The 20,873-nt window shown below is 59.1% G+C and carries 16 protein-coding genes; 9 read left to right on the plus strand and 7 right to left on the minus strand.

The features are described from left to right. The first annotated feature begins 1 nt into the window (after window position 1). The 5 genes from RTCIAT899_RS08755 to RTCIAT899_RS08775 all read left to right on the plus strand — a co-directional run bounded on the left by RTCIAT899_RS08755 (window position 2) and on the right by RTCIAT899_RS08775 (window position 6,750). Window positions 2–748, plus strand: coding sequence for a FadR/GntR family transcriptional regulator (locus tag RTCIAT899_RS08755; RefSeq protein ID WP_041677420.1), 747 nt, complete (start codon window positions 2–4; stop codon window positions 746–748). Window positions 749–849: 101 nt separating this feature from the next. After that, window positions 850–2,211, plus strand: coding sequence for a bifunctional UDP-N-acetylglucosamine diphosphorylase/glucosamine-1-phosphate N-acetyltransferase GlmU (gene glmU / locus RTCIAT899_RS08760; protein ID WP_015339862.1), 1,362 nt, complete (start codon window positions 850–852; stop codon window positions 2,209–2,211). A 112-nt stretch (window positions 2,212–2,323) separates the two neighbouring features. Beyond that, window positions 2,324–4,150: a glutamine--fructose-6-phosphate transaminase (isomerizing) gene (gene glmS, locus RTCIAT899_RS08765; RefSeq protein ID WP_015339863.1), complete on the plus strand. Its 1,827-nt coding sequence runs from the start codon at window positions 2,324–2,326 to the stop codon at window positions 4,148–4,150. Between the two features lie 175 nt (window positions 4,151–4,325). Next, entirely contained in the window at window positions 4,326–5,024 is a 699-nt protein-coding gene (locus tag RTCIAT899_RS08770) for a DUF502 domain-containing protein (protein ID WP_015339864.1), read from the plus strand. Between the two features lie 238 nt (window positions 5,025–5,262). Then, window positions 5,263–6,750, plus strand: coding sequence for an esterase-like activity of phytase family protein (locus RTCIAT899_RS08775; RefSeq protein ID WP_244441472.1), 1,488 nt, complete (start codon window positions 5,263–5,265; stop codon window positions 6,748–6,750). Between the two features lie 41 nt (window positions 6,751–6,791). Here the strand turns inward: RTCIAT899_RS08775 and recG are convergent, their stop codons facing one another. Next, window positions 6,792–8,897 (minus strand): ATP-dependent DNA helicase RecG, encoded by a 2,106-nt coding sequence (recG, locus tag RTCIAT899_RS08780; RefSeq protein ID WP_041677421.1) that lies wholly within the window; start codon window positions 8,895–8,897, stop codon window positions 6,792–6,794. A 172-nt stretch (window positions 8,898–9,069) separates the two neighbouring features. Here recG and RTCIAT899_RS08785 point away from each other — a divergent pair, with 172 nt between their 5' ends. Continuing rightward, window positions 9,070–9,384 carry an FAD assembly factor SdhE gene (locus RTCIAT899_RS08785; protein WP_041677422.1) on the plus strand — a complete coding sequence of 105 codons (315 nt, stop codon included), beginning with the start codon at window positions 9,070–9,072 and terminating at the stop codon, window positions 9,382–9,384. After that, a complete protein-coding gene (gene mfd, locus RTCIAT899_RS08790; RefSeq protein ID WP_015339868.1) occupies window positions 9,381–12,881 on the plus strand; it encodes a transcription-repair coupling factor in 3,501 nt (1,166 codons plus the stop codon). The genes RTCIAT899_RS08785 and mfd overlap by 4 nt, the downstream gene beginning before the upstream one ends. Before the next feature lie 48 nt (window positions 12,882–12,929). On the opposite strand, the gene ubiA is transcribed toward mfd, so the two are convergent. After that, window positions 12,930–13,844 (minus strand): 4-hydroxybenzoate octaprenyltransferase, encoded by a 915-nt coding sequence (gene ubiA, locus RTCIAT899_RS08795; RefSeq protein ID WP_041677881.1) that lies wholly within the window; start codon window positions 13,842–13,844, stop codon window positions 12,930–12,932. Between the two features lie 151 nt (window positions 13,845–13,995). Next, window positions 13,996–14,418 carry a RidA family protein gene (locus tag RTCIAT899_RS08800; protein WP_041677882.1) on the minus strand — a complete coding sequence of 141 codons (423 nt, stop codon included), beginning with the start codon at window positions 14,416–14,418 and terminating at the stop codon, window positions 13,996–13,998. Window positions 14,419–14,582: 164 nt separating this feature from the next. Between RTCIAT899_RS08800 and RTCIAT899_RS08805 the strand changes: the two genes are divergently transcribed. Then, window positions 14,583–15,170: a TetR/AcrR family transcriptional regulator gene (locus RTCIAT899_RS08805; protein ID WP_015339871.1), complete on the plus strand. Its 588-nt coding sequence runs from the start codon at window positions 14,583–14,585 to the stop codon at window positions 15,168–15,170. 80 nt (window positions 15,171–15,250) lie between these two features. On the opposite strand, the gene RTCIAT899_RS08810 is transcribed toward RTCIAT899_RS08805, so the two are convergent. Both RTCIAT899_RS08810 and RTCIAT899_RS08815 read right to left on the minus strand, forming a co-directional pair. Then, window positions 15,251–15,922 carry a DsbA family oxidoreductase gene (locus RTCIAT899_RS08810; RefSeq protein WP_041677884.1) on the minus strand — a complete coding sequence of 224 codons (672 nt, stop codon included), beginning with the start codon at window positions 15,920–15,922 and terminating at the stop codon, window positions 15,251–15,253. A gap of 93 nt (window positions 15,923–16,015) precedes the next feature. Then, window positions 16,016–17,827 (minus strand): extracellular solute-binding protein, encoded by a 1,812-nt coding sequence (locus tag RTCIAT899_RS08815; protein ID WP_015339873.1) that lies wholly within the window; start codon window positions 17,825–17,827, stop codon window positions 16,016–16,018. A 264-nt stretch (window positions 17,828–18,091) separates the two neighbouring features. On the opposite strand from RTCIAT899_RS08815, the gene RTCIAT899_RS08820 reads away from it, so the two are divergent. Further along, the gene (locus RTCIAT899_RS08820) at window positions 18,092–18,751 is read left to right on the plus strand and encodes an invasion associated locus B family protein (protein ID WP_015339874.1); all 660 of its coding nucleotides are present in this window, start codon (window positions 18,092–18,094) and stop codon (window positions 18,749–18,751) included. A 152-nt stretch (window positions 18,752–18,903) separates the two neighbouring features. Here the strand turns inward: RTCIAT899_RS08820 and hspQ are convergent, their stop codons facing one another. Beyond that, a complete protein-coding gene (gene hspQ / locus RTCIAT899_RS08825; protein ID WP_015339875.1) occupies window positions 18,904–19,233 on the minus strand; it encodes a heat shock protein HspQ in 330 nt (109 codons plus the stop codon). A 208-nt stretch (window positions 19,234–19,441) separates the two neighbouring features. Further along, the gene (glnA, locus tag RTCIAT899_RS08830) at window positions 19,442–20,851 is read right to left on the minus strand and encodes a type I glutamate--ammonia ligase (protein ID WP_015339876.1); all 1,410 of its coding nucleotides are present in this window, start codon (window positions 20,849–20,851) and stop codon (window positions 19,442–19,444) included. Window positions 20,852–20,873: the final 22 nt, after the last annotated feature.

The following is a 20,873-nucleotide window of genomic DNA, read 5'->3' on the forward strand; positions in this document are numbered from 1 at the left end:
CTTGCGAAACCGAATGCTTGAGACCGGAAAAACCGAGGGAAAATCTCGCACGAGCCACGCTCAGGTGGTCGATGAGTTGGGCAAGGCGATCGTCTCGGGTGCATTTCCGATCGGAAGTATTCTTCCCGGCGACAGCGAGCTTCTGCAACGGTTTAAGGTATCCCGCACGGTTCTGCGTGAAAGCATGAAGACTTTGGCCGCAAAGGGGCTGGTGGTGCCGCGTGCGCGCGTCGGCACGCGCGTGACCGAGAAGATCCATTGGAACATGTTCGATAATGAAGTGCTCAATTGGCATTTCGAAAGCGGCGTCAACAAGGAATTTCTTCTTCATCTTTACGATATACGCATGGCGTTCGAGCCTTTCGCCGCGAGTCTGGTGGCGAAAAGGGCGAGCCGTGAGGACATCGAACTGCTTCGCAATCTTGCAGCCGCCATGGCGGCGCCGCACCATACTTCCGATAGCCTCGCAGTCGCCGATTTGCATTTTCACTTGGCAATTACTGAGGCTTCGCAAAATCCGTTCATGCGGTCGCTGGGTGGGCTTATCAAAGCCGCATTGGTTGGCATGTTTCGCATGAGCGCGCCGCCGTCAACCAATGGCTTCGCCAATATTGCTGATACGCATATGGCCATAGTGGACGCGATAGCGGCACGGGACGGCCTTTCTGCCCATAAGGCGATGGAATTCGTGATTATCGACGGGCGTCAGCATGTCCTCGAAGCTTTCGAGACTCTCGCCGAGGCCTAAAGGTCGCCTTGAATTTCGTCGTAGTTCATCGCTCGACTTGTTGATATGAGGGGACTCGCTCGGCCTATGCCGACGCCTGACCGTATATCTCGGAGCCCGAAATGGAACGCAGCTGCCTCGCCATCATCCTCGCCGCCGGTGACAGCACCCGCATGAAGTCATCGATGTCGAAGGTCCTGCATCCGATTGCCGGGCGCCCGATGATCGCCCATGTCATGGATGCGATCTCCAAGACCGGGATTTCGGCGGCGGCACTGGTTGTCGGGCGCAATGCGGATGAGGTCAGCGCGGCAGCGTCGATCGGCGGCATAACAGTCGAATCCTATCTTCAGAAGGAACGTCTCGGCACAGGCCATGCCGTGCTGGCGGCGCGTGAGGCGATTGCCCGTGGATATGACGACATTATCGTTGCCTACGGAGACGTCCCTCTGCTGACCGATGTGCCGCTTCGTGCCGCCCGCCAGGGACTGGCCGATGGTAACGACATCGTCGTCATTGGATTTCATACGGAACATCCCAACGCCTATGGTCGATTGCTGGTCAAGGATGGCGAGCTGATCGCCATTCGAGAAGCCAAGGATGCAACCGATGCCGAGCTCGCTATAAAGTGGTGCAATAGCGGACTAATGGCGATCAACGGCCGCAAGGCGCTGGATCTCCTTGATCGCATCGGCAACAACAATGCCAAGGGCGAATATTACCTCACCGATCTCGTCGAGATCGCCCGCTCGCTTGGCGGACGCGCCGTTGCCGTCGATGCGCCTGAGGTCGAGATGACCGGCTGCAACAATCGCGCCGAACTTGCCTTCATCGAGCGCCTCTGGCAGGAGCGCCGCCGGCATGAGGTAATGCTGTCGGGCGTGACCATGATAGCGCCGGAAACCGTTTTCCTCGCCTATGACACCGTGATCGGCCAGGATGCGCTGATCGAGCCGAATGTTGTCTTCGGTCCGGGGGCGGTCATCGAGGGAGGCGCAGTCATTCATGCCTTCTCGCACATCGAGGGCGCCCATGTCAGCGCTGGAGCGACAGTCGGACCTTTTGCACGGCTGCGCCCGGGCGCCGTTCTCGCCGGTAGCGCCAAGGTCGGCAATTTCTGCGAGGTCAAGAATGGCAAGATCGGCGAGGGCGCCAAGGTCAATCATCTGACCTATATCGGTGATGCGAAGATCGGAGCCGGCAGCAATATCGGCGCGGGTACGATCACTTGCAATTATGATGGCGTCAACAAGCATGAGACGCATATCGGCGCCAATGCTTTCGTCGGCTCCAACTCATCGCTGGTTGCGCCCATCCGCATCGGCGACGGCGCATATATTGCTTCCGGCAGTGTCATCACCGAGGATGTTCCGGCCAATGCGCTGGCCTTCGGCCGGGCTCGCCAGGAAGTAAAGCCGGAGCGGGCCAAGGTGATCCGCGAGCGAGCCCTTGCCATCAAGGCAGCGAAAAAGGGCGGCCACTAAGACTGTGCGTTGACGTAACGGTCCGAAATCGAAAGTGACCGTGGTTGCAATTGAGAAAATTGCAGGAATGATTAGGACTTGCCTTCATATCTGAGGCCAGACGGAGAGCTGTATGTGCGGTATTGTTGGGATCGTCGGAACGAAGCCTGTGGCGGAGCGTTTGGTGGACGCGCTGCGGCGGCTCGAATACCGCGGCTATGATTCGGCTGGGGTCGCGACGATCCATGACGGCGTGATGGATCGCCGCCGCGCGGAAGGAAAGCTCTTCAATCTGGAGAAGCGGCTGGAAACGGATCCTCTGCCCGGCACGACGGGCATTGCGCACACGCGCTGGGCAACCCACGGTGTTCCGAATGAAATCAATGCCCACCCGCATTTCGTGGAAGGCGTTGCTGTCGTCCATAATGGCATCATCGAAAACTTCTCCGAATTGCGCGAAGAGCTGAAGGCCGAAGGCAAGGTATTTGCTTCGCAGACGGATACGGAAGTCGTCGCGCACCTGCTCGCAAACCATATCCGCGAAGGTCTCGAGCCCCGCGCCGCAATGCTGAAGATGTTGAACCGCGTGACCGGCGCCTACGCATTGGCCGTGATGTTTGAGAACGATCCTGACACGTTGATGGCGGCCCGTTCCGGGCCTCCGCTTGCCGTCGGTTACGGCAAGGGCGAGATGTTCCTGGGTTCGGATGCGATCGCGCTTGCACCTTTCACCAATGAGATCACCTATCTGGTCGACGGCGACTGCGCGATCGTCACGCATGCCGGCGCGACCATTCTCGATTTCAACGGCAATGAAGTGACGAGGCCGCGGCAGATTTCCCAGGCAACCGCCTATGTGGTGGACAAGGGCAATCATCGCCACTTCATGGAAAAGGAAATCTACGAGCAGCCGGAAGTCATTTCCCATGCGCTCAGCCACTATGTCGATTTCGCCAGCTATCGCGTGCGTCCGGATGTCTCGGCCATCGATTTCGGCGGGGTTTCCGGCCTTGCGATATCAGCCTGCGGCACCGCCTATCTCGCCGGCCTCGTGGGTAAATATTGGTTCGAGCGCTATGCGCGCCTGCCGGTCGAAATCGATGTTGCCTCCGAGTTCCGCTATCGCGAAATGCCGTTGTCGCCGTCGCAGGCGGCCCTGTTTATCTCGCAGTCCGGCGAGACCGCCGACACACTGGCGTCACTGCGCTATTGCCGTGATAACGGCCTGAAAATCGGTGCTGTCGTCAATGTGAGGGAATCGACCATCGCGCGCGAGTCCGACGCGGTGTTTCCGATCCTGGCCGGCCCGGAAATCGGTGTCGCTTCGACGAAGGCTTTCACCTGCCAGCTTGCCGTTCTTGCCTCGCTGGCGATTGGAGCCGGCGTCGCTCGGGGTACCATTAGCGCCGAAGATGAACAGGAAATGGTGCGCCATCTCGTCGAGATGCCGCGTATCATGGCGAATGTTCTGAATATCATCCAGCCGCAGATGGAAAGCCTGTCGCGCGAGATCTCGAAGTTCAAGGATGTGCTCTATCTCGGCCGTGGCACCAGCTTCCCGCTCGCCATGGAAGGTGCGCTGAAGCTCAAGGAGATTTCCTACATCCACGCAGAGGGCTATGCGGCCGGCGAATTGAAGCATGGGCCGATTGCGCTGATCGACGAGAACATGCCCGTTATCGTCATCGCTCCGCATGACCGCTTCTTCGATAAGACCGTTTCCAACATGCAGGAAGTTGCGGCTCGTGGCGGTCGAATCATCTTCATCACGGATGAAATTGGCGCTGCCGCATCGACATTGCCGACCATGGCGACGATCACCTTGCCCGTCGTCGACGAGATCATAGCCCCGATCATCTTTTCGCTGCCGATTCAATTGCTTGCCTATCATACGGCCGTGTTCATGGGCACGGATGTCGATCAGCCGCGCAATCTCGCCAAATCGGTCACCGTGGAATAGGATTCCTTCCGCCGCGCATTTGCCGTCACGTCCTCGTGAGCCGATCGCTTGTTCGGCTCACAGATGTGGCTAGCGGGTTGTATGCCGCGCCAATTTCTGGCACGATTCGCCCACGGAGATGGGGGGAGGGTTTGCCGGGAAGCGGTAGCGACGGGACGGAGTTTTCGAGCGGCGAATGACTGAAAAACTCATCAAAATGTCCGTGACGACGCGGATCAGAAACAATTTCCTGGCCGGCCTGATTATCTGTGCCCCGATCGCCATTACACTATGGCTGACCTGGTCCGTCGTCCATTGGGCCGATAGCTGGGTTCGCCCCTACATTCCCGCGCGCTACGATCCCGAGAGCTATCTGAACTTCGCTGTACCTGGTACCGGCCTGGTAATTGCGATGATCTTTATCACGATCGTCGGATTTCTGGCCAAGAACCTGATCGGTCAGAGCATCGTCCGCTTCGGCGAGTCGATCGTCAATCGCGTGCCGCTGGTGCGCACGATCTACAAGAGCGTCAAGCAGATCTTCGAAACGGTGCTGAAAGAGCAGGGCACCTCGTTCAAGAAGGTTGGGCTGATCGAATATCCAAGCCCGGGCCTCTGGTCCATGGTCTTCATATCGACGGATGCCAAAGGCGAGATCGCTTCGAAATTCAATGCCATGGGTCAGGACATGGTGGCAGTCTTCCTGCCGCCGACGCCGGTGCCGACGGCCGGCTTCCTTGTCTTCGTTCCGCGCGAAAAGATCACGGTGCTCGATATGAGCCCGGAGGATGGCGCCAAGCTGCTGATCTCGGGCGGCCTTGTGTCGCCGGAATACAAGGAACTGGTCGCAGCCAAGAAACTGCAGCAGCCGATTCCGATGAATTCTTTGACCTAAATTGCTCATCTTCCAATGGTTGGATCAATAGATTCGCGTTCTGCGCGAACTGTCATGCCTTTATCATATTGACACCTTAGATCGTCAGTCGGGGCAGACAATCGCATGTATCTCAACATCGAATGTTCGGGGCATGGGCACCGAGCTGCGGATCTTCAACGCGGTCCGCAAACAGGCGGGAGATGGATGTCGTTGCCTCCACAAAAGTTTTTATCAGGAGGATATTGTCTTGAGATATATGCGTTCGAAGAGCTTGCCGCTGCTGTCGGCGGCGCTTGCGACATTTGTTTTCACGGCTCCAATGCCGGCGCTGGCGGATAATTCCGTGACGATTGAAGGCGTGACGCTCGTCAACAAGGGCCGCGTCGCCGTCGGCCGCATCCCGGCCAATCTGCGCGACAAGTTCGGCGAGACCTTCGGTTCCGGTTCGGGCATGTCGATCGATACCAAGAGCTGGGTTCGCAATGCCGATGGCACCTACAACGGCTCGCTGTGGCTGCTGCCGGACCGCGGCTATAACGTAGCCGGCACCACCGATTACCGCGGGCGTCTCAACACCATCGATATCAAGCTGACGCCGATTGCCCCCGGTGCAGCGCCTCCAGCCGGTAAGGAACAGGCGGGCGTCGAAGCCAAGCTCGCGGATACGCTGCTGTTGAAGGACAACAAGGGCAACGAAACCACTGGCCTTGACCCAGCCACCGGCGTTCGCCAGGCGGAAGGCGGCATGCCGCTTCTGCCGCAGGCACCGAACGGCAAGATCGCGCTCGATAACGAAGCCATTGCCCGGCTGCCCGATGGTTCTATGTTCATCAGCGATGAATACGGTCCCTATATCTACCGCTTCTCGGCGGATGGGCTGATGATCTCGGCCACGGCACCACCGGCCGCGTTTCTGCCGATGCGCCACGGCGCCGTGAATTTTTCCTCGAACAATCCCGGCCCTGGCGAAACCGCGCCAGATCCGAAGGATCCGACCAGCGGGCGCCAAAATAATCAGGGTTTCGAGGGCATGTCCCTGACTCCGGACGGTAAGTTCCTGATCGTCGTGCTCCAGTCCGCGACTCGCCAGGATGGTGGCGATTCCAGCTCCACGCGCCAGAATACCCGCGCGCTTGTCTTTGATGCCGCCGATCCTGCAAATCTGAAGCTGGTGCACGAATATGTCGTGCCTCTGCCGGTCTTTACCAATGACAAGGGCAAGACGGCCGTTGCCGCCCAAAGCGAAATCGTGGCGCTTTCGCCGACAAGCTTCCTGATGCTGGCGCGAGACAGCAACAATGGCTACGGCCAGAAGGGCGACAAGTCGCTCTATCGCAGCGTTGTGGCCGTCGATGTGTCCGCTGCCACCGATATTGCCGGCGGCAAGTTCGACAGCGATACGGCGGTCGCACCGAAGGGCGTTCTTGATCCTTCGGTAAAGCCGGCTGTCCTCAGCCAGTTCATCGACATCAACGATGGCGCCGATCTAGCGCGTTTTGGTCTGCATAATGGCGCACCGAACGACCGCAACAACCTCTCTGAAAAGTGGGAGGCCATGTCGATCGTCAGCATTCAGGATCCGAAGCTGCCCGACGATTACTTCCTGTTCGTCGCCAACGACAACGACTTCATCACCCAGGACGGTTTCCAGGTCGGCGCTGCCTACAAGGATGACAGCGGCGCCGATGTCGATACCATGTTCCAGGTATTCCAGGTTACCATTCCCGGTCTCTCCGCCAAATGATGTTTTGAAACAGGATGGGCGCAGTCGCTGCGCTCATCCGCTTACCCCGCTCGCAGGAAGCGGATCGCCTCGTCGCGGCGGAAGAGATAGAGCAGGGTGCGAACCGCTGCGCCGCGCTCGCTCATAAGCTCCGGATCGCGCTCGATCAGATAGGCGGCATCCTTGCGGGCGATCTCCAGAAGATCGGCATGAGCCTCGAGGCTGGCGATGCGGAAGCCCGGCGTGCCGGACTGGCGTGTCCCCAGAAGCTCACCTTCGCCGCGCAGCTTCAAGTCCTCCTCGGCAATGCGGAAGCCGTCTTCGGTCTCTCGCATGATCGACAGTCGCGCATGCCCGGTTTCGCCGAGGGGGCCCTTGTAGAGAAGGATACAGGTCGAGGCTTCGTCACCGCGACCAACGCGCCCGCGCAACTGGTGAAGCTGCGCCAGGCCGAAGCGCTCGGCGTGTTCGATAACCATGATCGTCGCGTCCGGCACGTCGACGCCCACTTCGACGACCGTCGTTGCCACAAGCAGGCGGATCTCGCCATTCTTGAACGCCATCATGACGGCGTCTTTTTCCGGTCCGCTCATTCGGCCATGAATGAGGCCGATGCCGGGGCCGAGCGCCTTGATCAGCGTTTCATGACGCTCCTCGACCGACATTAAATCGGATTCTTCGGATTCCTCCACAAGTGGGCATATCCAATAAGCTTTTTTGCCTTCCGAAAGCGCGCTTTTCAGCCGGCCAACGATGTCGCCGGTCCGTTCATTCGGGATGGTGATCGTCTGGATCGGCTTTCGGCCCGCCGGCTTCTCGGTGAGCTTGGAAACGTCCATATCGCCGAAAGCGGCAAGCACCAGTGTTCGCGGAATGGGCGTCGCGGTCATGACGAGCATATGCGGCGAGATGCCTTTTGCGGTCAGGCGCAGGCGCTGGTGAACGCCGAAGCGATGCTGCTCGTCGACGACAGCCAGCATCAGATTGGCATAGGCGACGCTATCCTGAAAGAGAGCATGGGTGCCGATGATGATCTGCGCTTCGCCGGAGGCAATGCGCTCCAGGATCGCATCCCGCTCGCGGCCCTTCGTGCGGCCTGTGAGAACTTCGACGGAAAGGTTTGCGTTTGCTGCGAATTTTGAAATCGTAGCGAAGTGTTGTCGGGCAAGGATTTCGGTTGGTGCCATCAGTACCGCCTGGCCGCCGCTTTCGATAACGGCTGCGATCGCCATCAACGCCACCAGCGTCTTGCCCGCGCCGACATCGCCCTGCAACAGCCGGAGCATGCGCTCGGTGCCGGCCATATCCTTGAGAATATCGGCCACTGCATCTCGCTGGCTGTTCGTCATAGAGAAAGGAAGAGATTCCAGTATCTTGCCACTGATCTCTCCAGTTGCATGCGCCGACTGCCCCGCAACCTTGCGCAGCCTTTGGCGTACCAGCGAAAGCGACAATTGCCCGGCCAGGAACTCGTCATAGGCAAGCCGGCGTCGCGCCGGTGCCTGCGGGTCGATATCGGCCGCATCTCTCGGCGCATGCAGCATGTGGAAGGCATCGGAGATCGAGGGGAAACCCTGCTTCTGCGTCAGGGCTATATCATCCCACTCGGGCAGCTGCGGAATGCGTGGCAATGCTGCCTCTATCGTCTTGCGCAGGAACTTCGGCGTAAGCCCGGCGGTTAGCGGATAGACCGGTTCGACCAGCGGCAGGTTTTCCGCCTCGCTCTCGCGCATGATATAATCCGGATGCACCATCGACGGCCGGCCGTTGAACCAGTCGACCTTGCCGCTGACGGTAACGGTTTCATCGATCGGCAGCTGCTTTTCGAGCCATTGCGCCTTGCCACGAAAAAAGACCAGCGCTAGTTCGCCTGTTTCGTCGTGCAGATAGACGCGATAAGGCACGTTGCTGCGCGGATTGGGCGGCGGCTGATGGCGATCGACGCGGCCGGTGATGGTGACGATGGCCCCCTGCGGCGCCCGGGCAATGCCCGGCTGTTCGCGCCGGTCGATGATCGAATGCGGCGCGTGGAAAATCAGGTCGATGACGCGGCAATCGTCGATGGTTTCCCGATCGAGCAGCTTCACCAGCAGTTCCGATACCTTCGGCCCGACGCCTGATAGCGAGGAGATGGAGGCAAACAGCGGGTCGAGGATAGCGGGACGCATGGCGGCAAAATGCGACGGGCAGGGCGCATTTGGCAAGGGGCACCGGAGAACTCGATCTCTTTGAGATCAACACTCCCCGGAAAATTGCATTGCAGGTGCTTTTTTCTGAAAAACAGGTTCCCACCTTTGAGTGCTGGTTTTATAGAGACGCATCAACATAAAGGTGTTTTTGATGACTGGGCTGACCCTCAGCAGTGCCGATCTCGATCCTCGCCGTCGGCGCATCCTTTTCCGTTGCTGGCATCGCGGCATCCGCGAGATGGATCTCGTCTTCGGCCAGTTTGCCGATAACGAGTTGCCGCGCCTCGCCGAAGCTGATCTTGATGAGCTCGAGCGCATCATGGCTGAAGAGGACAACGATCTCCTCAAATGGATCCTCGGTAGTGAGCCGACGCCTCAGCATCTGCGCACACCGCTCTTTGAGCGCCTGGCATCCTACAAGCCCGATTTCGAAGAGATCGCCGAAAGGTTCGGATTAACGAAATGATCCCCGGTTTCGATGCGAAGAAGCTGCTCGCCGCAAGCGAGCCGGTGACGATCGGTCATGTTCCGGCTGGTCTGGAGCCGTTCCTGATTGCCGAAATGGCAAAGGCCGGTCAGCCGGTCGCCTATGTCATGTCCGACGGTCAGCACATGGCCGATGTCGAACAGATGCTCGGCTTCATCGCGCCTGAAATTCCGGTACTCACCCTGCCGGCCTGGGATTGCCTTCCCTACGACCGCGTTTCCCCAAGTTCCGACACCTCGGCCCGGCGCTTGGCGGCTTTGTCCGGCCTGATCGCGCATCATCGCAAACCGCATGCAGCCATTGTGCTGGTGACTGTCAACGCCATGCTGCAGAAGGTCGCCCCGCAGGAAATCATCGAAAGCCTGGCGTTCTTCGCCCGCCCCGGCAACCAGATCCGGATGGACGATATCGCGGCTCGCCTCGAGCGCAACGGCTTCGAGCGCGTGGCGACCGTGCGCGAGGTCGGCGAATATGCCGTGCGCGGCGGCATTCTCGACGTCTTCGTTCCGGGCACGGAAGAGCCGGTGCGCCTGGATTTCTTCGGCGATACGCTGGAAAGCATCCGCAGCTTCGATCCGGCCAGCCAGCGCACGACAGGGCAGGTGCGTTCGCTCGATCTCAATCCGATGAGCGAAGTGACGTTGACGCCGGATACGATCAGCCGCTTCCGCAAGAATTATCTCTCCGCCTTCGGCGCCGCCACGCGCGACGACGCGCTCTATCTCGCGGTCTCCGAAGGTCGCCGCTATGCCGGCATGGAACATTGGCTGCCGCTGTTCTACGAGAAGCTCGAGACGGTCTTCGATTACCTTAAGGGCTTCCGGCTGGTGACGGATCATACGGTGCGCGAGGCCGCCGAGGAGCGTTCCAAGCTCGTCTTCGACTATTACGATGCCCGCCTGCATTCCGGCCAGCAAGGCAAGGGGCAGATGGCGCAGGGAACGCCCTACAAGCCCGTTACCCCGGGCCAGCTCTATCTTGACGGCAAGGCTTTCGGCAACGCGCTCGATGCCTTCGGCGCCGTCCGCATCTCGCCCTTCAACGAGCATGAGGGCGAGGCGCGCCGCGTCATCGAGCTTGATGCCCGTCAGGGGCCGCGCTGGGCACGCTCCGCGACCGATAGCGCCGACAGTGAGCGCGTCAACGTCTTCGATGCAGTCGTCAAGCATATCGCCGATAAGCGGGCTTCGGGCGGCAAGGTGCTGATTTCGGCCTGGACGGAAGGCTCGCTCGATCGCCTCCTGCAGGTGCTATCCGAACACGGGCTGGCGCGCGTCAAGACGATCGAGGCCTTCAAGGACCTTGGCGGCCTGGCGAAGGGTGAGGCGGCCGCAGCCGTGCTCAGCCTCGAAGCCGGTTTCGAAACCGGCGATCTGATCGTTATCGGCGAGCAGGATATTCTCGGCGACCGCATGGTGCGCCGTTCCAAGCGGCGCAAGCGAGCCGCCGATTTCATCTCGGAAGTAGCAGGCCTTGATGAAGGCTCGATCGTCGTTCATGCCGAGCACGGTATCGGCCGTTTCGTTGGCCTCAGGACCATCGAGGCAGCCGGCGCACCGCATGCCTGCCTCGAGCTGCAATATGCCGACGATGCCAAGCTGTTCCTGCCGGTCGAAAACATCGATCTGCTCTCGCGCTATGGCGGCGAGGGCACAGAGGCGCAGCTCGACAAGCTCGGCGGCGGCGCATGGCAGATGCGCAAGGCCAAGCTCAAGAAGCGCCTGCTGGATATGGCCGGCGCCTTGATCCGCGTCGCGGCCGAACGCCTGACGCGGCATGCGCCTGTGCTCAGCACGCCGGATGGACTGTATGACGAATTTGCCGCGCGTTTCCCCTATGACGAGACCGACGACCAGATGAACGCCATCGAGGCAGTGCGTGAAGATCTTGGTGCCGGCCGGCCGATGGATCGCCTCGTGTGCGGCGATGTCGGCTTCGGCAAGACGGAAGTGGCGCTGCGCGCAGCCTTCGTCGCTGCCATGAATGGCGTACAGGTCGCGGTCGTTGTGCCGACGACGCTGCTTTCGCGCCAGCATTTCAAGACCTTCTCCGAGCGCTTCCGTGGGCTGCCGATCCGCATACAGCAGGCATCTCGTCTGGTCGGTTCCAAGGAACTGGCGCTCACCAAGAAGGAAGTGGCCGATGGCAAGACCGATATCGTTGTCGGCACCCACGCGCTGCTCGGCGCCGGCATCCAGTTCGCCAATCTCGGCCTGCTCGTCATCGACGAGGAGCAGCATTTCGGCGTCAAGCACAAGGAGCGCCTGAAGGAGCTGAAGAGCGATGTGCATGTGCTGACGCTGTCGGCGACACCGATCCCGCGCACCTTGCAGCTTGCGATGACCGGTGTACGCGAACTGTCGCTCATCACCACGCCGCCCGTCGATCGTATGGCGGTGCGCACCTTCATCTCGCCCTTCGATTCGCTGGTCATCCGCGAAACGCTGATGCGTGAGCATTATCGTGGCGGCCAGAGCTTCTATGTCTGTCCGCGCCTCGCCGATCTCGCCGATATCCATGCCTTCCTGCAATCGGATGTGCCGGAGCTGAAGGTGGCGGTCGCCCATGGCCAGATGCCCGCCGGTGAGCTGGAAGACATCATGAACGCCTTCTACGAAGGCCGTTATGACGTCCTGCTTTCGACGACCATTGTCGAATCCGGCCTCGACGTGCCGACGGCCAACACGCTGATCGTCCATCGCGCCGATATGTTCGGCCTTGCCCAGCTATATCAGCTCCGTGGTCGCGTCGGCCGCTCCAAGGTGCGCGCCTTCGCACTTTTCACGCTGCCGGTCAACAAGGTGCTGACCACGACGGCGGAGCGCAGGCTCAAGGTGCTGCAGTCGCTGGATACGCTCGGCGCCGGCTTCCAGCTTGCGAGCCACGATCTCGATATCCGCGGCGCCGGCAATCTGCTGGGCGAGGAACAGTCCGGCCATATCAAGGAAGTTGGCTTTGAGCTTTACCAGCAGATGCTCGAGGAGGCCGTCGCCGAGGTCAAGGGCGTCGACGAGATCCAGGATACCGGCTGGTCGCCGCAAATTTCCGTCGGCACGCCGGTCATGATCCCGGATGATTACGTGCCCGACCTGCATCTGCGCATGGCGCTCTATCGCCGCCTCGGCGAGATCACCGAAATCAAGGAGATCGATGGTTTCGGAGCTGAGATGATCGATCGCTTCGGTCCCTTGCCGATCGAGGTGCAGCATCTCCTCAAGATCGTCTATATCAAGTCGCTCTGCCGCATCGCCAACGTCGAGAAACTGGATGCCGGCCCGAAGGGTGTCGTCGTACAATTCCGCAACAAGGAATTCCCCAACCCGGCCAACCTCGTTGGCTATATCGCCAAGCAGGGCACGATGGCCAAGATCCGTCCCGACCACAGTGTCTTCCTGACCCGCGATCTTCCGACGCCGGAAAAGCGGCTGCAGGGGGCGGCTGTGGTCATGACGCAACTGGCGGAGCTGGCGAAATAGAAGGTGGGCTCTGGGCCGAAAATCCGCATCTCTTCCTTTGGACGCGGCTTACAGAGTTCCAGCAAAGGCCGCTGCGGCCAGCAACATACCCGTTAGAATATTCGCTAGAAACAGCCGGTAGCTGATCTCTGGGCGTGAAAGATCGAGGCGCCAAGTCTGCCAGCCGAGATGGGCGGCGATGACAAGCATTCCTGTCGCATAAGGCAATGACATGCCCATCAGCCACCCACCGGCGGACCATGCCGCGATGGCAATGGTATAGAACAGGCCGATACATGCCCTGCCGCGGTTGCCGAACAGGATGGCGGTCGACTTCAAGCCCAGTCGCGTATCGTCGCGAACATCGACATAGGCATAAACGGTATCGTATCCGATCTGCCAGGCGACGGCTCCAAGCCACATCAGAACGGCACCGACGGGAATCGCGCCTGCGACTTCCGACCAGGCCATCAGCATTCCCCAATTGAATGCCGCACCAAGAATGGCCTGGGGCCAATATGTGAAACGCTTGCAGAGCGGATAAACAAAGACAAGCGGCAAGACACTGATCGCGACGAGGCGCGTAAAGGGCGTCAGAAAGAATAACAGCCAGGCGGCCAGTGCCAGTTCCGCCGCAAGAAACAGCACGGCCTGTCGCACGCCGATTTGACCGCTTGCCAAGGGGCGGAAGCGGGTTCGCTCGACATGGCCGTCGAATTTCCGATCTGCGATGTCGTTGACCGTCGAGCCTGCGCTTCTCATCAGCAAAGCGCCCAGCGAGAAGACGGCCAGCTGTCCGAGATCTGGAAAACCGTGTGAGGCTTGGATGAGCGCTGCCCAACAGGGAAAAAGCGTGAGCCAAATGCCAACAGGCCGATCCAGCCGCGCAAGCCGCGTGTAGGGTCTCAACGCCGCAGGCAGGCGGCGATCCACCCAGTCTCCCAGTGCTATATCGCTCAGATCGGGGCGGGTGGAAACGTTCATCATCGAAATCCGTAGTTTCATCGACGAAGAAAAATAGCGACTTCCGTACATCTCGCAACGACTGGAAGCACGGCTGCGCAAATTAGCTTTGACGGTCACGCCCAGCCCGCGACGGTCATTTTCCGCCGCGAGCTGAAATCTGACCATACCCTCAAGCCGCCCGCGGCTCGCTCATCTCCCCGGCATCCCGAATACGCGCGATGACCTTGATTTCGAAATCGAAGCCTGCCAGCCAATTGACGCCGATCGCCGTCCAGTTCGGGTAGGGTTTTTCGGTGAAGATCCGGTTCTTGACGGTCATGATCGCGCCGAACTGCCGCTCTGGATCTGTATGGAACGTGGTGACATCGATGATGTCATCGAAGGTGCAGCCTGCCGCTTCCAAAGTTGCTCTCAGATTGTCGAAGGCGAGCTGGACCTGCTTTTCGAAATCCGGCTCCGGGCTTCCATCCGCGCGGCTGCCGACCTGGCCGGAGACGAACAGCAGGTCGCCGGAGCGGATTGCTGCGGAATAGCCGTGCTCCTCATAAAGCGCATGCCTGTTCTTCGGGAAGATTGCGTTACGTGTCGTCATAATGTTTTGGCTTTCGTTGATGTGAAAAGATCGGAAGGACGCAAGCTCACGCGAGACTTCCAAACTGCCGCTTCGTTTGATATACGACATGTATGTGAAATATTCATATGCGCGACGTATGTCAATATTTCAAATACGAAACGTATGTGAAATTTGAGAGTGATATGGCAAAGCGCCTGGAAACCATGGAAGAAAATCGGCGCAAGTTGATTGCCGCTGCGCGGAAAGCCTTCGCGGAGAAAGGATTTGCGGCGGCCTCAATGGATGAGTTGACGGCGGATGTCGGCCTGACGCGAGGCGCCCTCTATCATAATTTCGGCGACAAGCGCGGATTGCTGGCCGCCGTCGTCGATCAGATCGACAACGAACTGGCGCTACGGGCGAAGGAGATCGGCGCACAGGCGGATGGTGACTGGCAGGGTCTGCTTGCGGAGGGGGAGGCCTATATCAAGATGGCGCTCGATCCCGAAGTGCAGCGCATCGTCTTGCTCGACGGTCCGGCCGTTCTGGGCGACCCCTCGAAATGGCCCAGCCAGAACAGCTGTCTCGCCGGCACCCGGCAGACGGTCTCAAAACTTCTGGAACAAGAGGTGGTCAAGCCGGTCGATCCCGAGGCTGCGGCCCGGCTCATTTCCGGCGCAGCGCTGAATGCTGCCCTCTGGGTTGCTGCCAGCGATAATCCGGCGGAAGTGTTGCCCAAGGCGATAGAAGCCTTCCGGGCGATGGCTTCGGGATTACTGGCAAAAACCTGATGCCGGTACAACTCGGCTACTTCCGCGATCTGCGATTCGCGGAAGCTCTTGCAGCTATGATCGAAAAAGCGGAATCCTGCTTAGTTCATCGCCGCCCGTGCTTCCGTTTTCATCTTGGCGATGTCGCGCAAGGCCTCGGCGAGCACATCCGGCGTCTGTGCCCCGCTGACGGCATATTGCTGGTCGAAGATGAAGAAGGGCACGCCGTTGACGCCGATCTTCTGGGCGGCGTCGATTTCGCCGATGATAAGATCGCGGTCCGCATCGGAGGCGAGCAGCGTTGATATGACCGAGCGGTCGAGGCCTGCTTCTTCGGCAATGTCGAGCAGCACGGCGTGATCGCCGACATTGCGACCTTGTTCGAAATTGGCCTTGAAGAGCGCATCGACCACCTTGTCCTGCTTTTCGCGGCTTTCGGTGACGGACCAGTGGATGAGGCGATGGGCATCGAGCGTGTTCGGACCGATCTTGATGGCGTCAAAATCGAACTTGATTCCCACTTCGCGGCCGAGCTCGGTCAGCATCTTGTGCCCCTCGGCGACACGCTCCGCGCCGCCGAGCTTTTGCTCCAGCGCCTTTTTCTGGTCGACGCCTTCGGGCGGATAGTCGGGATTGAGCCGATAGGGTCGCCAGTTGAGGTCGACGCCCACTTCGTCCTGCACCTCGGCAATGGCGAGCTCCAGGCGGGCCTTGCCGAGATAGCACCATGGGCAGACGACATCCGAGACGATGTCGATCGTGATGCGTTCCATGGTTTCATCCTTTCCGTTTTTCGCGCTGTTCTCCTCCATCTAGGCCTTTGTGCCGACGGCTTCAACCGGTTACCGAAAGGGAACCGGCCGAGATTATTGGACGGAAGCGTCCCACCACGCCGGCAGATAGTACCCGTAAAGCGGCAGAACGCCGGGATGATTGATGCGGCTGCGCCGCGCCGCCCATTGCTGGTCGATATGGTAGAGCGGCACTAGATAATAACCAGAAATCAACATCCGATCGAAAGAACGCACCGCGTCGCGGAAATCCTCGGCCGAACGCGCCATGAGAAAATGTGATATCAGCGTATCGACATCGGGGTCTGCGGCGCCGACGAAATTAAGGCTGCCTTCGGTTTTGGCGGCAACGGAGCCCCAGCGCCCCACTTGCTCGATGCCCGGCGATAACGACGAAGGGTAGGACTTGATGATCATGTCGTAGTCGTAGTTGATCGTCCGGAGCTGATACTGCGAATCATCGACCGTGCGAATCGTTACTGCAATGCCGAGCAATTCCAGAGACCGGCGATAGGGGATCGCCATGCGTTCCTGATCCGCATTTTGGGTCAATATTTCGAAGCTGAGCTGGCGGCCGTTCTGATCGACCATCTTCTCACCGCGGATTGTATAGCCACCCTCCTTGAGCAGGGCTACCGCCTCGCGCAGGATCTTGCGGTCACGCCCGGAACCGTCGCTGACGGGCAGCTTGTAGGTGCCATCGAGCACGTCCGGATCGATGCGGTCCTTGATCGGTCCCAGCATGGCGAGCTCATGCGGATCCGCGGGAATGCCGAACGACGAAAGATCGGAATTTTGCCAATAGCTCTCCGTGCGCTTATAGGCGCCCGAATAGAGATTTCGGTTCAGCCATTCGAAGTCGAAGGCGAGGGTCAGTCCCTTACGCACATTCTTGTCGGCAAACATCGGCCGCCGCGTATTGAAGACGAAACCCAACATGCCGCTCGGCGTTTTTGGCCTAAAGGTCTCCTTGATGATGGCGCCGGAAGTTACCGCAGGAAAATTGTAAGCCTGCTGCCAATGGCCTGGGCTGCCGTCGGGATAAATATCGACATCGCCTTTCTTGAACGCTTCGAACAGCGTCGTGTCCTGCAGGAAGTAATTGACGGTGATTTCATCATAATTGTCGATGCCGATCTTCGACGGGAGGTTCTTGCCCCAGTAGTCAGAACGGCGCTCGAAGACGATGCGCTGGCCGGGATCGATGCTCTTGATCCTGTAGGGGGCGGAGCCGATCGGAATGCGCAGGGAGGTCTGATCGAAACTATCCGTGTCGATCGCATGCTTCGGCAGAATCGGCAGCGAAGAGGCGATAATGAGCGGCGTTTCGCGATTGGCTTTCTCGTTGAAGCGGATCATCACGCTGTGCTCACCAACCTTCTCCATGCTGGCGATGGTCTCAAGCCACGATGAAAACGGGACGCGGCCTTTGTCGCGAAGAAGTTGGAACGTGAAGATCACATCTTCCGGCGTAACCGGCTGGCCGTCCGACCATTTGGCATCGGGATTGAGGTTGAACTGAATATAGCTTCGGCTCTCATCCCATTCGACCGTCTGCGCCAGCAGCCCATACAGTGTAAAAGGCTCGTCGCGCGAGCGCACCATCAGCGGTTCATAAACGAGATTGCCGTATTCCGGGTCCCACATGCCCCGCGCCGTCGTGCGCATGCTCTTCAGAATGAAGGGGTTGAGATTGTCGAACGTGCCGACGACGCCATAGCTGACGCGGCCGCCCTTTTTTACATCCGGATTGACGTAAGGGAAATGCTTGAAGTCCCCCGGCAGCGCCGGATCTCCATGCATGGCGATGCCGTAAAGCGGCTGAGCTGACGCGGCATTGCACAAGGTTGCGAAGAACAGGAAGGCAGCGATCCGGAGCGCTTGCATGGCATCCTTTCCGGGAAGGGTATGATTCGGCCGAACATTATCATGAGCGTGCCGAATTCAACACGCGACTGCGGAAATCTTAGGACTTGGCAGAAAAGGCCAAAGAAAAGCTGGATATCCGTGCCAGTGCGATGTAACAGGAGTGCCGGGTTTCTCGGGTCATGTATTTGCCTTATTCATTCGACAGGTGGACGACGGTTTGACCCGAATTGCATGGGACGGCGCGCTGTCGTCCCGCAGCGGATTTCAGGAGGCGGTTTCGCTATGATGTTCAAGACTGACAACAAAATGCGGGCAGGTCTTTCTGCTCTGGCTCTCATGATTGGCGCGGCCATGCCGGCTGCCGCTTTCGCGCAGGATGCGTCCAACGCAGCTCCGGCCGATGGCGGTGGTGATCCCAACCAGCCGCGTCTCGGCTGGTACAAGACCTGCACCAAACAGGACGATGCTGACATCTGCATCGTGCAGAACCTGATCATGGCAAACAACGGCCAGCTCGTTACGGCTGTCGGCCTCATCTCCGTCGACGGCAAGGTAAACCGCAAGATCCTGCAGATCTCCGTTCCGACGGCCCGCCTCATTCCGCCGGGCATCACCATGCAGGTCGATGGCGGCAAGGGTCAGAAGCTCGATTACGCCGTCTGCCTTCCGGACAAGTGCACCGCGGAAGTCCCCGTGACGGACGCGATGATTGCTTCGCTGAAGAAGGGCACCGACGTCACTTTCACGTCTGTGAACTTCCGTCGCGCTCCGAACCCGATCAAGATCTCGCTGACCGGCTTCGGCGCCGCTTTTGACGGCCCGGCGATCTCCGACAGCAAGCTTGCCGAAAGCCAGAAGAGCCTGCAGGACAGCATGCAGAAAAAGGCCGAGGAAGCTCGCAAGAAGCTCGAAGACGCGCAGAAGGCTGCCAAAGCGCAGTAAGCTTGCGGAATTTCATTATCCTATAAAAAAAGCCCGGAGCGATCCGGGCTTTTTCTTTGCGCAGGGGACGGCATGCGATGCTTGGAAGCCAAATAAAAAGGGAAGGCGTTGGGAGCGCCTTCCCTTTGGAATAGGATAGGTTTTACCCACGCTTAATGGGCGAAGCTCATCTTGGGTTTGAGCTGCCCGGTCGGGGCTTGGTCGAAGATCTGAGCGACTTGCGGATTGCGCAAGGGAAGCCCGCTCTCATCGTTGATGAGGTTCTGCTCCGATACGTATGCGACATATTCCGTCTCGTCGTTTTCGGCGAGAAGGTGATAGAAGGGCTGGTCCTTATCGGGACGCACTTCCGCGGGAATGGAATTCCACCATTCCTCTGTATTTGCGAATTCCGGATCGACATCGAAGATGACACCGCGGAAGGGGAACATCCGGTGTCGAACCACGTCGCCAATATTGAATTTTGCGTTTCGTTGTTTCATGGCACGACTTCCTTTCAAGCAATCATGTGGTGACTTTCACCACTGATATCAAGGATTTTGCCCCCATTCCTTCATTGAACTGTCACACTCGGCTCGGTTCTACGCCGAGCAACAGCTCAATGTGAAGACGGTATTTGGAGGGACGCCTGCCACCGGCTTCCTCATTATGAGGAAAGCCCCGGCAAGGCCGGGGCTTTCACAACTGATGTCAGACCGAATAGTACATGTCGTATTCGACCGGATGCGGGGTCATTTCGAAGCGCATGACTTCCTGCATCTTCAGTTCGATGAAGGCATCGATCTGATCATCGTCGAAAACGCCACCGGCGGTCAGGAACTTGCGGTCCTTGTCCAGGCTTTCCAGAGCTTCGCGCAGCGAGCCGCAGACCGTCGGGATCTTCTTCAGTTCCTTCGGCGGCAGGTCGTAGAGATCCTTGTCCATGGCCTTGCCGGGATGGATCTTGTTCTTGATGCCGTCGAGGCCGGCCATCAGCATGGCGGCGAAACCGAGATAGGGGTTGGCCGTCGGGTCAGGGAAGCGGACTTCGACGCGCTTTGCCTTCGGGTTTGAGCCGAACGGGATACGGCAAGAAGCCGAACGGTTGCGAGCCGAATAGGCGAGCAGAACCGGAGCTTCGTAACCCGGAACGAGACGCTTGTAGGAGTTCGTCGACGGGTTGGTGAAGGCGTTGATCGCCTTGGCATGCTTGATGATGCCGCCGATGTAATAGAGGCAGGTCTCGGAAAGACCTGCATATTCGTCGCCTGCGAAGGTCGGCTTGCCGCCCTTCCAGACCGACTGGTGAACGTGCATGCCCGAGCCGTTGTCGCCGAAGATCGGCTTTGGCATGAAGGTTGCCGTCTTGCCATAAGCATTGGCGACCTGGTGGACGACATATTTGTAGATCTGCATGCCGTCGGCGCTGCGTACCAGCGTATCGAACTTGATGCCGAGTTCGTGCTGGGCGGCTGCGACTTCATGGTGGTGCTTTTCTACGGTAACGCCCATTTCGGTCAGAACCGTCAGCATCTCCGAACGCATGTCCTGGCAGCTGTCGATCGGCGGGACCGGGAAGTAGCCGCCCTTGACACGCGGACGGTGGCCGAGATTGCCGGTTTCATAGTCGGTGTCGTCGTTGGACGGCAGTTCGCTCGAATCGAGCTTGAAACCGGTATTGTAGGGATCGGCCTTGTACTTGACGTCATCGAAGACGAAGAATTCGGCTTCCGGGCCGAAGAAGGCGGTGTCGCCGATACCCGAAGCCTTGAGATAGGCTTCGGCTTTCTTGGCGGTGCCGCGCGGATCGCGGTTATAGGATTCGCCGGAGATCGGGTCGAGGATGTCGCAGAGAATGACCATCGTCGACTGCGCGAAGAATGGATCCATGTGGACCGTATCCGGATCGGGCATCAGCACCATGTCGGATTCGTTGATGGCCTTCCAGCCCGCAATCGAGGAGCCGTCGAACATGACGCCATCGGCAAACATATCTTCGTCGACACAGACCACATCCATGGTGAGATGCTGCAGCTTGCCCTTCGGATCGGTGAAGCGCAGGTCGACGAACTTGACGTCGTTATCCTTGATTTGCTTCAAAATTTCGCTTGCAGTCGTCATGAAATTACTTCCCTTGACATAG

The sequence above is a fragment of the Rhizobium tropici CIAT 899 genome (assembly GCF_000330885.1).
GTDB classification, from domain to species: Bacteria; Pseudomonadota; Alphaproteobacteria; order Rhizobiales; family Rhizobiaceae; genus Rhizobium; species Rhizobium tropici.